The 14,286-nt window shown below is 69.5% G+C and carries 11 protein-coding genes; 5 read left to right on the forward strand and 6 right to left on the reverse strand.

The genetic code is table 11. The annotated features are described in order from the left end of the window. Window positions 1-53: 53 nt before the first annotated feature. The 5 genes from ACQPYK_RS35105 to ACQPYK_RS35125 all read right to left on the reverse strand — a co-directional run bounded on the left by ACQPYK_RS35105 (window position 54) and on the right by ACQPYK_RS35125 (window position 6,747). On the reverse strand, window positions 54-626 hold the full coding sequence (locus tag ACQPYK_RS35105; protein WP_433240788.1) for a hypothetical protein: 573 nt from the start codon (window positions 624-626) through the stop codon (window positions 54-56). 204 nt (window positions 627-830) lie between these two features. Further along, complete coding sequence (locus ACQPYK_RS35110; RefSeq protein WP_433240791.1) at window positions 831-2,957, reverse strand: ABC transporter ATP-binding protein; 2,127 nt, start codon at window positions 2,955-2,957, stop codon at window positions 831-833. Between the two features lie 13 nt (window positions 2,958-2,970). Then, on the reverse strand, window positions 2,971-3,897 hold the full coding sequence (locus ACQPYK_RS35115; protein WP_433240794.1) for an ABC transporter permease: 927 nt from the start codon (window positions 3,895-3,897) through the stop codon (window positions 2,971-2,973). Then, a complete protein-coding gene (locus ACQPYK_RS35120) occupies window positions 3,894-4,853 on the reverse strand; it encodes an ABC transporter permease (protein WP_433240797.1) in 960 nt (319 codons plus the stop codon). The genes ACQPYK_RS35115 and ACQPYK_RS35120 overlap by 4 nt, the downstream gene beginning before the upstream one ends. A 73-nt stretch (window positions 4,854-4,926) precedes the next feature. Continuing rightward, window positions 4,927-6,747: a peptide ABC transporter substrate-binding protein gene (locus tag ACQPYK_RS35125; RefSeq protein ID WP_433240800.1), complete on the reverse strand. Its 1,821-nt coding sequence runs from the start codon at window positions 6,745-6,747 to the stop codon at window positions 4,927-4,929. A gap of 252 nt (window positions 6,748-6,999) precedes the next feature. Here ACQPYK_RS35125 and ACQPYK_RS35130 point away from each other — a divergent pair, with 252 nt between their 5' ends. From ACQPYK_RS35130 to ACQPYK_RS35140, 3 genes are all read left to right on the forward strand, one after another. Then, a complete protein-coding gene (locus ACQPYK_RS35130; RefSeq protein ID WP_433240803.1) occupies window positions 7,000-8,148 on the forward strand; it encodes an ROK family transcriptional regulator in 1,149 nt (382 codons plus the stop codon). A 119-nt stretch (window positions 8,149-8,267) separates the two neighbouring features. Next, window positions 8,268-9,737, forward strand: coding sequence for a M81 family metallopeptidase (locus ACQPYK_RS35135; protein WP_433240806.1), 1,470 nt, complete (start codon window positions 8,268-8,270; stop codon window positions 9,735-9,737). Window positions 9,738-9,906: 169 nt separating this feature from the next. After that, window positions 9,907-12,018 carry a hypothetical protein gene (locus ACQPYK_RS35140; RefSeq protein ID WP_433240809.1) on the forward strand — a complete coding sequence of 704 codons (2,112 nt, stop codon included), beginning with the start codon at window positions 9,907-9,909 and terminating at the stop codon, window positions 12,016-12,018. A gap of 244 nt (window positions 12,019-12,262) precedes the next feature. On the opposite strand, the gene ACQPYK_RS35145 is transcribed toward ACQPYK_RS35140, so the two are convergent. After that, window positions 12,263-13,099, reverse strand: coding sequence for an AraC family transcriptional regulator (locus ACQPYK_RS35145; RefSeq protein ID WP_433240812.1), 837 nt, complete (start codon window positions 13,097-13,099; stop codon window positions 12,263-12,265). Here ACQPYK_RS35145 and ACQPYK_RS35150 point away from each other — a divergent pair. Then, window positions 13,089-13,652: a TIGR03086 family metal-binding protein gene (locus ACQPYK_RS35150; RefSeq protein ID WP_433240815.1), complete on the forward strand. Its 564-nt coding sequence runs from the start codon at window positions 13,089-13,091 to the stop codon at window positions 13,650-13,652. The genes ACQPYK_RS35145 and ACQPYK_RS35150 overlap by 11 nt on opposite strands. Window positions 13,653-13,785: 133 nt before the next feature. Then, entirely contained in the window at window positions 13,786-14,148 is a 363-nt protein-coding gene (locus tag ACQPYK_RS35155) for a nuclear transport factor 2 family protein (RefSeq protein WP_433240818.1), read from the forward strand. Window positions 14,149-14,286 lie beyond the last annotated feature (138 nt).

Below are 14,286 nucleotides of genomic sequence, written 5' to 3' on the forward strand. Positions count from 1 at the left end.
TTTGGACCAGTTGTCGCCCCAGTGGTTACGCGTGAATCCGGAGATCTGGCCGATCAGCTCGCACGACGGCTGGGAGGTGAAACGCCCGGGGCCACCGGGGGCATGCGGTTCGGTGACAGGACGAACAGCCCGAGGGCTTGCAGGCTTCCCTTCCACAGGTCGCCGTCGTTGCGGGTGAGCTCCCCGAACAGGTGCGCGCCGTCCGGTCTGAAGTCCGCGCCCATGCCACCGGGAAAGCGGATGTCGGTCCTGCCCCACCACATCTCGCCGATGCCGGCGGCGGCCGGGCCCAGCGGTTGCAGCGGCCCGAAGGTGTAGCTGACCCTTTCCTCCCGCTCGGGGCGTACGGCGGAGAACTTCTCCGCCTGCACGCCGCGGGCGTGCAGCCACTCCTTGTACTCCCGGTCGATGCCGAGCTTTCCCGCGACGGCCTCCGTCAGCCGCTTCTCGGCTTCGATGACCTCGCCCCGGGGCAGCACCTCCGGTTGTACGCCCGGCAGGGTCATCTCCTCGTGGTCACGTCGCGCCCGGTCTATCTCATCGAAATACGGGTCGTCGGCCAGCCCCTCCGCCTCGTCGTATTCGTGAGAAAGCACACCGTCGTAAACCAGCGACGAATCGCCCATTTTCTCCCCGATTCACCTGGCCATGGCATCCGCATGCCCGCCGAAGAAATGCCGATCGCGCATCGGGGCGGTTCACCGCAATTCACTCACCACAATGTCGCAAACCGCTCATCTCCGCTGGCGAACGATCGGAAAACCAATCGACCGCATCTTTTGGGGTAAGTGCCCGCCATATCGACATGAGCCGTCCTGGTCAGGGCAGGCTCATCGGGAGGCCTTCACCTGTCCGGCCGCGCTCGACTCCGGGCGCAGGGGGAAGTGACAGGCCACCTGATGCACATCACCCGCCAGCGGCGGCTCGGTCTCGCAGATCTGCTCGGCGAGAGGACACCGCGTCCGGAACCGGCACCCCGTGGGCGGGTTCAGCGCGCTGGGCAGTTCGCCACGAATGGTGATGCTCTCGCGTGGCGCGAAGTCGGGGTCGGCGGAGGGGACGGCGTCGATCAGAGCCTGGGTATAGGGGTGCCGGGCGGCCCTGACCACGTCGTGGGCGGGGCCGACCTCGACGAGCTTGCCCAGGTACATGACGCCGATCCGGTCCGACATGTAGTCGACGACGGACAGGTCGTGGCTGATGAACACATACGCCAGTCCCAGCTCGCGTTGCAGATCCCGCATGAGATTGAGCACCTGCGCCTGGATCGACACGTCGAGTGCGCTCACCGGCTCGTCACCGACGATGAGGCGGGGCTGCAGGGCCAGCGACCGGGCCAGCCCGATGCGCTGCAGCTGGCCGCCGGAGAACTCGTGGGGGTAACGCTCCAGAACTCGTCGCGACAGGCCCACCTGGTCCAGCAGTGTCGCGATGCGGGCCCGGTGCGTGGAGGGATCACCCACCTGCTGGATCTCCAGCGGCTCGGCGAGGATGGCGTCGATCCGCATCCGCGGGTTCATCGCCGCGTAGCTGTCCTGGAACATCAGCTGGACCTGCCGGTGCATCCGGCGGCGTTCGCGCCGGCCCAGGGTGGCGATGTCGGTGCCGTCGAGGACGATCTGCCCGCCGGTCGGCTCCTCCAGCCCGACGACCAGCCGGCCCACCGTGGACTTGCCGCATCCGGATTCGCCCACAAGCCCGAAGGTCTCGCCCGGACGGACGTCGAACGACACCCCGGCCACGGCGCTCACCTGCCCGGACACCCGCCGCAGTCCCCCGCCGACCGTCGCCTCGTAGTTCTTGACCAGCCCGCGGACCGACAGGATCGCCTCCGGCTCCGGCTTGGACGTTTCCATCGTCGGCGGGGGTGCCGGGGCCGTCCGGCCGTCCGGGGCGGCGACCGTCCGAATGACCGGGGCGGCGGTCAGGGTGACCGGGTGCAGGCACGCGTGCCGGTGCTCGCCGGCCGACAGGGCCGGCTCGGTGGTACGGCACTGCGACGAGGCGAACCGGCAGCGGGGAGCGAACCGGCATCCGGCCGACGGCCGGGACAGGTCCGGCGGCAGGCCCGGGATGCTGTAGAGCCGCCCGCGCGCGCCGGCCTCGCGCGTCACCGACTCCGGAAGCGCCTCCATGAGAGCCTCCGTGTAACGGTGCCGAGGCGACCGGAACAGCTCCGCCGTCGTCGCCGACTCCACCACCCTGCCGGCGTACATGACCGCGACCCGGTCGGCGCGACTGGCGATCACCCCCAGGTCGTGGGTGACGAGGATGACGGCCATCCCGAACTCCTCGCGGAGATCGTCGATGAGCTCGAGGATCTGACGCTGCGTGGTCACGTCGAGCGCCGTCGTCGGCTCGTCGGCGATGAGCAGGCGCGGGGAGCAGATGAGTGCCATGGCGATGACGACCCGCTGGCGCATCCCCCCGGAGAGCTGATGCGGGTAGTCGTCGACGATCTTTTCCGCGCGCGGCATCCCGACCCGGCGCAGGATCTCGACGGCCCGCTCCCGCGCCTGCGCCTTACCGACCCCCTCGTGGACGCGCAGCGGCTCGGCGACCTGCGCCCCGATGCGCATCGTCGGGTTGAGCGAGGTGAGCGGGTCCTGGAACACCATGCCCATCCGGACGCCGCGGATCCGGCGTACCTCCTCGGGCGGCAGGGATCGCAGGTCACGGCCCTCGAAGAGGATCTGCCCACCGACGACGCCGCCGCCAGAAGGGAGCAGGCCCATGACCGACAGCGCGGTCATCGTCTTGCCGCTGCCCGACTCGCCCACGATGCCGAGGGTCTGCCCCGCCCCTACCTCCAGGTTGACATCGTCCAGAGCGTGGACGGTGCCCCTGCGCAGCGCGATGTCGGTGCTGAGGTGACGCAGCCGCAACAGGGGCTGGGGATTTCCGGTGTCACCGGACGCCTCGTGGTGCCGGGAGGCCGGGTCGATCGGTGCGCTCATGTTCCTGCTCCTGCTAGCGCCGCCGGAGGCGGACCTCGAAGACGTCCCTCAGCCCGTCACCCATGAAGTTGAAGGCGAGGACGATGAGAATGATGGCGATTCCGGGCGGGTAGAGCAGCCACCAGTGGCCGCTGAAGGTGTCGGCGAGACCGTCGGAGAGCATCCCGCCCCAGTTGGCCGCCGGCGGGGGGACGCCGAGACCGAGGAACGACAGGTAGGCGACGTAGAGGATGGCGTCGGCGACCTGGAAGGTCGCGTTGACGATCACGGTCCCGATGGCGTTCGGCACGATGTGCCGTCGCACCGCGCGTCCGCCGGTGCCACCCATCGAGCGCATGGCCTGGATGTACTCGCGAGAGCGCAGGGTCAGCGCCTCGCCCCGCACCAGGCGGGCCGGGCCCAGCCAGGCGAAGGCGCCGATGATGAAGATGAGCATCGGCACGCTCGGGGTGACGATGGCGGCCATGAGCATGAAGAGGAACAGCGAGGGGATCGACATCATCGCGTCGACGACCCTCATCATCGCGGCGTCCACCCAGCCGCCGGCGAATCCGGCGACGGCTCCCCACACCGTGCCCACGACGGTCGCGAGGACGCCCGCCGCGAGCCCGACGACGATGGAGGTCTGCCCGCCGAGCATGAGCCGCCCCAGCTGGTCGTAGCCGACCCCGTCGGTCCCCAGCGGGTGTCCGGCCGTACCGGGGGGCAGGTACACCGCCGCGAGATCGGTGTGCACCTGGTCGGTGTGGTGGAACAGCGGCCCGAGGAAGCAGACCCCGGCCAGCAGGATGAACAGCACCAGGCCCACCAGGGCCAGACGGTTCTCGCCGAAGACCTCCGCCCCCTGGCGCCACAGGCTCCGGACGGGTGCGTCGTCCTCCTCACCCGGCTGCCACGAGGGCCCGTCCGGCACGCCGGTCGCCTCGTCCGACGCGGTCATGATCGGCTCGCCCGGAGTCGGACCCTGGGATCGACGGCGGCGTAGAGCAGATCGGCGAGCAGCGCGCCGAACACGGTCGCGACCGAGACGATCAAGGTGACTCCGAACAGGATCGGGAAGTCACGCTTCAGCGCCGCCTGCCAGAACAGCTGCCCCATGCCCGGGAAGTTGAACAGCGACTCCACGACCAGGGCACCACTGAACAGCGCCGGCAGGTACATCCCGAGCAGCGTGATGACGGGGAACAACCCGTTGCGCAGGGTGTGCAGGCCGACCACACGCCGCTCCGACAGTCCCTTGCTGCGTGCGGTGCGCACGTAGTTCTCGTTGAGGTTGTCGACCATCGAGGAGCGCACGTAGCGCGAGTAGACCGCGATGGTCACGACGGCGAGCGTGACGGTGGGCAGGACGAGCCCGGCCGGGTCGGCGAGCACCTCCCCCAGGGTGAACCCCTGGGGCGCCTCAGGCGGCAGGACCGGCCAGACCTGCGAGAAAAGGATGATCATCATTAGGCCCATGAAGAAGATCGGCGTGGCGTAGGCCAGCAGTGACAGCGCGGTGATGGTGTAGTCGGGCCACCGGTTGCGCCGCACCGCCTGGACGACCCCGAGCGGGATGGCCACGACGATGGCCAGCAGTGTCGACAGCAGCGACAACACCATGGTCTTGGGCAGCCGCTGGCCGATGGCCTCGGTGACCGACTGGTTGAGCTGGAAGGAGTAGCCGAGGTCTCCGTGCAGCAGGCGCTGTAGATACATCACGTACTGCTGGACCCAGGGGCGGTCGTAGCCCATTTCGTGGTCGAAGGCCGCCAGTTGCTGCAATGTCGCCTCCTTGCCCAGGGTGGCCCGCGCCGCACCTCCCGGCAGGAGGTGCAGGATGACGAACGTGATCATCGTGACGAGCACGACGATGACGAGGGCCTGGCCCAGGCGCATGATGAGGTACCGGGCCACTGGGGCCCCTCCTTGTTCGGGGGGCTCCGGTGGCCCGGTCAGGCGCCACCGGAGTCCGGGACGGTCGGTGTCTTCAGTTCTTCCAGGACCAGTCCTGGAAGAACATGCTGTTCATCGGGTCCTGCGGATCCACGCCCTGCAGGCCCGACTTGTACGCCGAGATCTGGTACACGGGGTTGGGCATCCACAACACCGGCAGGTCCTTGGCCAGGTGGTCGTTGTAGGCCTTGAGCGCGGCGTCGTCGCCGGAGAACTGCGTCGCCTCGATGAGCTTGTCTGCCTCGGCGTTGCTGTAGCTACCCAGGTTGACCGGGGCGTCGGTGGCGAAGAGCCGCTCTCCGCTGGCGAAGGCCGGGTAGTACCAGCTGCCCTGGGAGCCGAAGAAGGACATGTCCCACGAGCAGCTCGCCTCCGACGCCTTGCAGGCCGGGGTGACCGCGACCGAGTCGGGCACCTCCTTGATGGTCAGGTCGACGCCGACCTTCGCCATCTGCGACTTGATCTCGGCGAACATCTTCGTCGTGGCGGCGAAACCGGTCTGGCTGGTGACCGTGAAGGCCAGCGGCGCGCCGGCGGCGATGCCCTCGCCGCACTGGTCCTGACCGGTGCCCGGCTTCTGGCAGGTGGTCTGCCCGTCCGGGGTCACCTTCCACCCGTGGCTCTCCAGCAGTTCCTTGGCCTTGGCGGGGTCGAACGAGTAGGCGCACCCGTCACTCGACCCGTTGGTGCCCGGCTTGAGAGGCACGGGACCGCACGTCGGCGAGGCCGTACCGGACCAGATGACCTTGCTGATCGTCGGCTGGTCGATGAGCATCTGCATCGCCTGGCGCAGGTACAGCTGCTTGAACAGGGGCCCGGACTCGGGGTTGTTGTAGTTCAGCTGCAGGTAGGTGATGGACCAGCCGTACCAGGGTGAGACCGTGTAGCCCTTGGACTCGAGGTACTTCTGCTGGGACAGGTTGGCCGCGGGGACGTACCCGTAGTCGATGTCACCGGCGCGCAGCACGTTGAACTCGGCGTCGTCACCGGTGAACGGCCGCAGTACCACCTTGGACAGCTTCGGCTTGTCGCTGCCGGAGTAGTTCTCGCGCGCGGTGAGGACGACCTCTCCGTTCGGCACGTACTTCTCCAGCTTCCACGCACCGCTGTTGACCTGCCACAGGTCGTTCGTCGCATAGGTTTTGGGGTCCTTCGACGCCGCGAGGAGGAAGTCGAAGACCTTCTTGGCGCCGGCGGGGGTGGTGTCGAGGTCGCTCACCTGACCCGTCGCGGAGTCCTTGTCCCAGACGTGCTGCGGAAGAGGCACGACGCGGTTGAGCTGGTTACCGACGAACCACGCGGTGTTGTAGACCTTCGTCGTCGTGAACGAGAAGGTCTTGCCGTCCTTGACCGTGAAGTCGGCGATGTTGTCGGGGAAGCCGCCGGCCCGGTAGGAGGCCCACTTGTCCTTGTTGGCGGTGACGAGGTTGTACCAGAACCGCACGTCGCGGGTGGTGACGGGCTTGCCGTCCGACCACGTGTTGTCCTTCAGCGTGATCGTCAGGGTCTTGCCGCCGTTGCTCACCTCGGGTGGCTCGGCCATCGAGCGCTCGGCGTCGATGTTGTACTTCGCCGAGCCGTCCAGCCGGTATTCGTACAGGTGGCGATACTGCGCCGTGCCGAAGATGGCGTTCTCGCCCTGGGTGAAGCCGGGTGCCGAGATGGGCAGGATCCAGTTGGGCGGCCGGAAGGCGACGGTCACGGTGTCCTTGCCCTGGCCGCCGCCCTGGGCGCCCTGGGCGCCCTTCGGCGAACTGCCGCCGCCGCTGCAGGCGGCCAGGCCCAGCCCGATGACGATCGCGCCGGTTACGGCCGTAGTGCCGCGGAGTGCGCGCCTGTGGAATCTGCTCCGCATGGGTCTCCTCGATTGACGTGCACGTGCCCTGCGCTCTCAAGGGCTGGGGGTGTGCTCAATGCGGAGAATGTATAGACGGTGATGTTGGAAGTCAACGAAGTTACTTCACTTTGTTTCGATCACTTCTTTCGGATTAGAGTCTAAGTAGCGGGACATCCTTCGATGATCTCGTAGTGGTCCATGATGGATCCCTGTGCACCGCACTCGGCAGGTTGAGGCAGCGCCGGAAGACCGGCCGCGAGGAGGAGAGGTATGTCGGACCCATCGATTCCCGACAACTTGCGCGACCAGACCCTCAAGCTGCTGGCCAGTGGTGGGGCCGTCTCCCGCGCCGACCTCGTCGAGACGTTGCAGGTCGCGCCCTCGACCGTCTCCGCGGTGGTGCGCCGCCTGCTGGAGGAGGGCACCGTCCTGGAGGAGGGAGTGGGCCGTTCCACCGGGGGGCGGCGGCCGCGGATCCTGCGCCTGCGCGAGGTCGAGGGCGTCTTCGCCGTGTCCGAGCTGGGTGCTCAGCACGCCCGCATCGGCCTGTGCTCACCCGACGGACGGCTGCTCGCCACCGAGGAGGTGGCCATCGACATCGCCGCCGGTTCCGGGGAGGTCTTCGACGTGGTCGCCCTGGCGTTCGCGCGGGCCCGGACGGCGACCGCTCCCGGCCAGGCGCTGCTCGGGGTCGGCATGGCCCTCCCGGGCCCGGTCGAGTTCCCGCGCGGCCGGCTGGTCGGCCCTGCCCGGATGCCCGGCTGGAGCGGCGTCGACGCACAGGTCGCTCTGGCGGAACGCTTCAACGTGCCCGTGGTCGTCGACAACGACGCCAAGGCGGCCGCGATCGGTGAGTACACCGTTCGTGGCCGGGACACCGGGGACATGATCTACGTCAAGGCCGGCACCGGCATAGGCGGTTGCCTGGTCACCGGCGGCCAGGTCTACCGCGGAGGCCGCGGGCTCAGCGGGGACGTCACCCACGTACGCGTGGCCGACAGCGGCGAACGCCACTGCTCCTGCGGCAGCCGCGGCTGCCTGGAGACCGTCGCCAGCGGCGCCGCCCTGGCCCACCAGCTGGAGGAGCGAGGCCTGCCGGTGACCACGACCCGCGACGTCATCGCGGCGGCCGTCGACGCCGAGCCGACCGTCGTGACGATGGTGCGCCACGCCGGTGGACTGCTCGGGGTGGCCCTGTCCGGCCTGGTCAACTTCCTCAACCCCGACGCCGTCGTCATCGGTGGAGCGCTGTCCAGCCTCGACGTTTACGTGGCGGCCGCCCGGGGGCTGCTCTACGAGCGTTGCCTGCCGTCCATGACCCAGTCCCTGTCCATCGAGGCCAGCATCGCGGGCCCGGACGCGGCTCTGGTCGGCCTCGGGCATCTGGTACGCGCGGCGGCCGACGTCCGCCCCTCCTGAGGGCGTCGCCCGTGCCCCGTTCCCTCGCCCGACCCTTGTGAGGCACCGCCCGCTGTGCGGGCACCGCCCGCTCCCTTTTCCTCTCTCCCTCGCCCGTCCCTTGTGAGGAGCTCCCGCCCATGCCCCGTTCCCTTCGCATCGCCATCGGCGGCGTGCACATCGAGTCCAGCACCTTCTCGCCCCACCTGAGCACCGCCGACGACTTCGAGGTCACCCGTGGTGACGCGCTCCTGGCACGCTACGGCTGGCTGTCACCCGTCGAGCCGTGGGCCGCCGACGTCGAGTGGGTGCCCCTCGTGCACGCCCGGGCCCTTCCCGGCGGCGCGGTCGATCCCGCCGCCTACGACGCCTGGTCCGCCGAGATCCTCGGCGGGCTGGCCCAGGCCGCCCCCGTCGACGGCGTCCTGCTCGACATCCACGGCGCGATGAGCGTCGCCGGGCGGGACGACGCCGAGGGCGATCTCATCACCGCCATCCGATCGGTGATCGGGCCCGAGCCGTTCGTCTCCGCTGCCATGGACCTGCACGGCAACGTCTCCCCCGTCCTGTTCGACGGCTGCGATCTGCTCACCTGCTATCGCACCGCACCGCACGTCGACGTGTGGGAGACCCGCGAGCGCGCGGCGCGCAACCTGGTCGACGCGCTGCGCCGCGGGCAACGCCCGCACAAGGCCCTCGTGCACGTGCCGATCCTGCTGCCCGGTGAGATGACCAGCACCCGGCTCGATCCGGCTCGGGGGCTGTACGCCAGGATCGACGAGGTCGAAGCCCGCGAGGGGGTCATCGACGCCGCGATCTGGATCGGTTTCGCCTGGGCCGACCAGCCCCGCTGCCGCGGCGCGGTCGTCGCCACGGGCACCGACGCCGCCGCCACGGCCGAGGCGGCGCGCGAGCTCGGCGAGCACTTCTGGGCGGCGCGCGACGACTTCTCGTTCGTCGCGCCCACCGGCTCCATGGACGAGTGCCTCGACGCGGCGCTGGCCGCGTTCGCGGACCCCGCCCGGCGCCCGTTCTTCATCAGCGACTCCGGCGACAACCCGGGTGCCGGCGGCGCCGACGACGTCACCTTCGCCCTCGGGCGGATGCTGGCGCGCCAGGAGATCCGCGACGGCTCGCTCCGGGCGGTGTACGCCTCGCTGGTCGACCCGCAGGCCGTGGCCCAGGTCGCCGACCGGCCACTCGGTTCGCCGGTCAGCGTGCGCGTCGGAGGCCGGATCGACGCACGGGACCCGGGCCCGCTCCAGCTCGACGGCGTCCTGGAGGCGGTCGCCGCCGACCCCGCCGGCGGGCGGTGCGTGAGCGTGCGCGTGGGCGGGCTCAGCGTGTTCGTCACCTCCCGCCGGATGCAGTACAGCGAGCTGGCCTCCTACACCCGGCTGGGCATCGAGGTGGGGGCGATGGATCTCGTCGTCGTGAAGATCGGTTACCTCGAACCCGAGCTGTTCGAGGCGGCGGGCGACTGGCTGCTCGCGCTGACGCCGGGCGGCGTCGACCAGGACCTCCAGCGGCTGCCGTACGAGCGCCTCCTGCGGCCGGTGTTCCCGCTGGACCGTGACTTCGCCGCGGACCTCACCGTGGTGACCGGGTGATCGCCCGCGGGCGGTCCGGCGGGCCGCCCGCAGGTCGCGGTCTCGTTCCCGATCCCGGACTCCCCATCCTCAAGGACCGTCGCCCGCGCCCGGACCGGCCCATCGGCTGATGATCACACGCCCGGAAAACCCCCGGAGTACGGGCGTGTTTCGACTATAAGGTGCGCTCGTGGACAATCTTGAAAGCCTCATCATCGCCAGGCGGCTACGAGTTCCCGTCGACGCCCCCGCCGGCTCCGCGTCGGGCCGGGGAGAGATCGCCGCCCGCCAGCTCGACGCCGCGCTGCTGAGTGTCGGTTTCACGTGCTCGACGGCCCTGCTCGAACGCCTGACGGAGCTGCGCGGTGAGACCGTGGTGGATCTCGGCGTACGGGTCCTGGCCGCCGTCCGCAGCCTGGTGGGCGATCACGTCCAGCACAACTCCTACTTCATCGACTTCCCCAAGAACGTGCCCGACACCCTGGAGTTCTGGGCCGGCCTGCTGCGCGAGGCCCTGCTCGACCCGGTCGCCGCCGCGCGCGTCCAGCCGCCGACGCTCGACCTGCTGACCCTGCCGGGCTACGGCCGCTACCAGCACACCTACACCGACCTGCTGGCCGCGCACGCCGAGCTGATCTCGCTGGCCGGGGACCGGGTGACCGTGCTGGGGCTGGGCGGAAGCCTGGAGTCCGAGGCGCGCGATCTCTACTTCTCGCTGGCGGGCTCCGAGACGCCGCCGGCCGCCGAGGATCTGGCGGCCCTGCGTTCCCTGGCCTCGTTCTGCGCCGACCAGCCGGAGCGCATCCCCGTTCGCGAGAACCGCGCCGTCGTCAACGAGGTACGGCTGGCCGCCGGCCGGCCACTGCTCGTCGACACGGTGACCGACGTGCTCCGGCTCGCCTGCGGCTGCTCCGGCGGCGACGTCACGCTGGCCACCTCCACCAGGTTCCGCTCGTTCCGCCGCGCCGAGCGCCGTGCCCTCCTACAGGCCCTGAACGCCGTCGCCACCCCGGCCAAGCTCGGCGACGTGCCGCGCCACCGGGAGCAGTGGAAGCGGCTCGGCGAGCGGCTGCATCCCCATGAGTACCCGCGCTTCCCCCATGCCGCCCGCGTCTTCGAGGTGGCCAGAGGCGTGCGCGGGGCCGCCGGCCTCGACAGCCGCGTCGAGGCCGCCCTGTCGGCGAACCGTACCGCCGACGCCGTCGAACTGCTGGAGAACGCCCCCGGCGCACTGCTGCGCCGCCTCGACCACCTGCTGCGGACCGGCCTGTCCGCGTCGGCCGTACTGGACGCCGCGGAAAAAGCCGTGGCGGGCGCCTCCGGCCGCGTCCTGCTGTCCTTGCGCGAACACCTGCAGAACCGGCTCGCCCCCGCCGCCGGGCGCGTCTTCACCAACCGGTACGGCCGGGCGTGGACGACACCCGACTCCCGCTCGCCGCTTGAGGAGAAGATCCTGTGGCGGGCGGTGGCCATCCTGGACGAGGAGATCACCCGCCGCCTCCCCGACGCCGGCGAGCTGATCGTCGATCCCGACGTGCTCGACGTCGCCCTGCCGCTGTCGGGCAAGGCCGTCTCTCCCGGGCTCGGCGTGCTGCCCCGCGGCTCGCTTTCGGCGGTGGACGGCGAACTGCTCAGGTTCTTCGTCCACTGGCGCCAGGCCGAGCGGCGCACCGACTACGACCTGTCGGCGCTCATGCTCGACGCCTCCTACGGCGATGCGACGCACGTCTCGTGGACGAACTACGCCAACGGGTTCGCCCAGTACTCCGGCGACCTCACCGAGGCGCCCGACGGCGCGTCGGAGTTCATCGACATCCGTCTCGCCGACGCGACCCGGCCGATCATCATTCCCCAGGTCGACGTCTACGACGGGGAGCGGTTCGACGAGGCCGCCGAGGCGTTCTTCGGGTACATGACCAGGGACGCCGAGCAGGAAGGCAGGCCGTTCGAGCCGCGCACCGTACGTATGAAGTCCGACCTGCGCGGCTCCGACCGGACCGCCCTGCCACTCGTCTTCCTCCGCGGCGACGACGGCGCATGGCGGGTGAAATGGCTGCATCTCTACCTGAAGGGGCACCCCCGCTTCAACCAGGTGGAGGGCAATCGAGTCACCGCCTCCCTGCTGGTGCGCTCGATCGTGGAACGCGACTACCTACGAGTGCGCTACCTGGCCGACCTGCTGCGTACGAAGGGCTCCCCGGCCGGACACACCACCTACATCGGGCTGGAGGCTCCGGCCGGCCTCCCGCCGGGATCTCGGGTGTACACACCTGGGACGCTGCACGAACTGATCCCTGCCTGATACGGTTGGGACCGCGAGGCCATGGGAGGGCTTCCTTCTCAAACTCCTTGACTCTAGTCTTCCCGCTCTCCTCGCATTCCGGTCGTGAGGCCATCCGAGGGCTTCCTTCTCACCTGGTTCGATTCCAGGTAGGCCCCAGCGGGCCTACTGGTGCTTCTAGCTCCCGGGCCTTCCTCACGACCGGCCGGCTGCGAAACCCGCCGAAACGCCGCCGGGAGCTCCCCGCTCAGGGTGGGCGCCGGGATCAGGCCTGGCTTGCGAGCCGGGCGTAGGCCGCGGGTGGCATGCCGACCGCCGCGGTGAAGTCGCGGGTCAGGTGAGCCTGGTCGGTGTAGCCAAGCTCGGCGGCCAGTGTGGCGAGGTCGAGGCCCTGGTGGACCCGCTCCGCGGCCTCGTGCAGCCGAAAGCGGCGGATCACCCACTTGGGGCTGATACCGACGTAGTCCCGAAACAGCCGCTGCAGCGAGCGCACCGACCGCCCCGATCTGGTGGCCAGCTCGTCGACCCTGGTCACGGACACGTCGCGCTCCACCATCGCCACCAGTGTCGCGACCTCTTCCGCCAGCGGATCCTGATCCGGCGCCAGACTCAGCAGGAACTTCTCGGTGAGCGCGATGGCGGCCCGGGCGTCGGGCTCGGCCAGGACCTGCTCGACCAGGGTCGTGCCCGCCGCGCCGTACATCTCGCCGATCCCCACGAAGCGGCCGGTCAGCTGGGACACCGGGCCGCCGAGGAACGGCCGGAAGCCGCCGGGGCGAAAGCGCGTGCCGAGCACGCGGCCGCTGCCCCGCATCGTGTAGGAGAACCCGCCCTTGATCACTCCCGCGATCCGGTGGAAGTTCCGGGTGATCGTCATGTTCACGGTGGGGTGCGAGACGATGCGCTGTTCGTACGGCTCGGCGAGGTCGGTCCACGAGACGACCCAGAAGTGATCCACATACGCCGAAATTTCGGGTGATGGCGCCTGACGGGCGAAATCGAAGGCGTTGAGTCCCGCGTACGGGTTGACCCAACCGCGCTGTCGCGTTTCTACAAGCCGCGTCTCAGGAAGACGAGGCACGATGGCCGCCATGGAAGACATGATGCCGCTGATGAAGCACGCCACCGAACAGACCGCGGGATTGGTGCGCGCGGTGCGGCAGGAGCAGCTCGGGTTCTCGACGCCATGCGCGGAATTCGACGTCAAGGGCCTGATCAACCACCTCGAGTGGGTGGCGGAGCTGTTCGAGTCGCAGGCCCGCAAGGGGCCGAGCGTCGAGCAGGGACCTTACGCGGGCGACTTCCCCGAGCGGGCGGAGCGCATCCTGGCCGCCTGGTCGCGGCCTGAGGCGTGGGAGGGGACCAGCCCCGCCATGGGCCTGCCGATGACCGCGCTGGCCCACATGTATCTCGTCGACATGCTCGTGCACGGCTGGGATCTGGCCAGAGCCACCGGTCAGGAGTACGAGCCGGACCCCGATGCCGTCTCGCGGGCGCTGCACTTCACTGACCGGATGGTGGAAATGGGCAGGCAGCGCGGCGTCTTCGGGCCACCGGTGGCGGTGCCGGACGACGCCCCGCAGTTCGACCGCCTGCTCGGCGTCATCGGCCGGGATCCGGCCTGGACAGATGTTCCGGGGCCTTTCGCTCCGTGAGCGCTGGAGGGGGCAGGCGTCCGAAACGGCGCTGCGCGCGGTGATGAGACACCCACTTTTGCGATAGTTGCGCGTCATCCTTCGTCCCGTATCGTTCCCACCAGTGATCATGACCGTGCGAGGAAGGATCGGCATGGCCGACGATGTGGTGCGACGCGTTTTCCAGGCAGTCGACTCGTTCGACCCCGACGAGTTCGTGCGGTTGCTGGCCGAAGACGCCACGTTGGTGTTCGGCAATGCCGAGCCGATGGCGGGACGTGAGGCCATCACCGCCGGATTGCGGGCGTTCTTCTCCACCATCGGCGGCCTGCGGCACCGGATCGTCAGGAACTGGCAGGTGGATGCCGACATCATCGCCGAGACCGAGGTGACCTACCACCGGCTTGACGGCAAAGATGTCAGCGTCGTGGCCGTATCGATCTGGCGCACCCGCGACGACGGTCTGATCTCGGACTACCGCATATTCATCGACCTCGCACCCGTCTACATGGTCTAGGGCTTCGGCGGGACCGCGTCCACGGGCGCGGCGCCGGTCTTCTCTCATGGGGACACTCGTCTCATGGAGACACTCGGTTCTCATGCAGACACTCGGTCGAACTCGGCGGTGAGTCGCCCGTAGGGGCGGCCGCTGTCG

The organism is Streptosporangium sp. CA-135522 (genome assembly GCF_050949235.1).
Taxonomy (GTDB): domain Bacteria; phylum Actinomycetota; class Actinomycetes; order Streptosporangiales; family Streptosporangiaceae; genus Streptosporangium.

Excerpts from the sequence above, each read along its gene's own strand:
- ACQPYK_RS35130 (WP_433240803.1), top strand. The coding sequence starts at position 7,000 with ATGTCGGACCCATCGATTCCCGACAACTTGCGCGACCAGACCCTCAAG.
- ACQPYK_RS35110 (WP_433240791.1), bottom strand. The coding sequence starts at position 2,957 with ATGAGCGCACCGATCGACCCGGCCTCCCGGCACCACGAGGCGTCCGGT.
- ACQPYK_RS35150 (WP_433240815.1), top strand. The coding sequence starts at position 13,089 with ATGGAAGACATGATGCCGCTGATGAAGCACGCCACCGAACAGACCGCG.
- ACQPYK_RS35145 (WP_433240812.1), bottom strand. The coding sequence starts at position 13,099 with ATGTCTTCCATGGCGGCCATCGTGCCTCGTCTTCCTGAGACGCGGCTT.
- ACQPYK_RS35135 (WP_433240806.1), top strand. The coding sequence starts at position 8,268 with ATGCCCCGTTCCCTTCGCATCGCCATCGGCGGCGTGCACATCGAGTCC.
- ACQPYK_RS35125 (WP_433240800.1), bottom strand. The coding sequence starts at position 6,747 with ATGCGGAGCAGATTCCACAGGCGCGCACTCCGCGGCACTACGGCCGTA.
- ACQPYK_RS35115 (WP_433240794.1), bottom strand. The coding sequence starts at position 3,897 with ATGACCGCGTCGGACGAGGCGACCGGCGTGCCGGACGGGCCCTCGTGG.
- ACQPYK_RS35105 (WP_433240788.1), bottom strand. The coding sequence starts at position 626 with ATGGGCGATTCGTCGCTGGTTTACGACGGTGTGCTTTCTCACGAATAC.
- ACQPYK_RS35155 (WP_433240818.1), top strand. The coding sequence starts at position 13,786 with ATGGCCGACGATGTGGTGCGACGCGTTTTCCAGGCAGTCGACTCGTTC.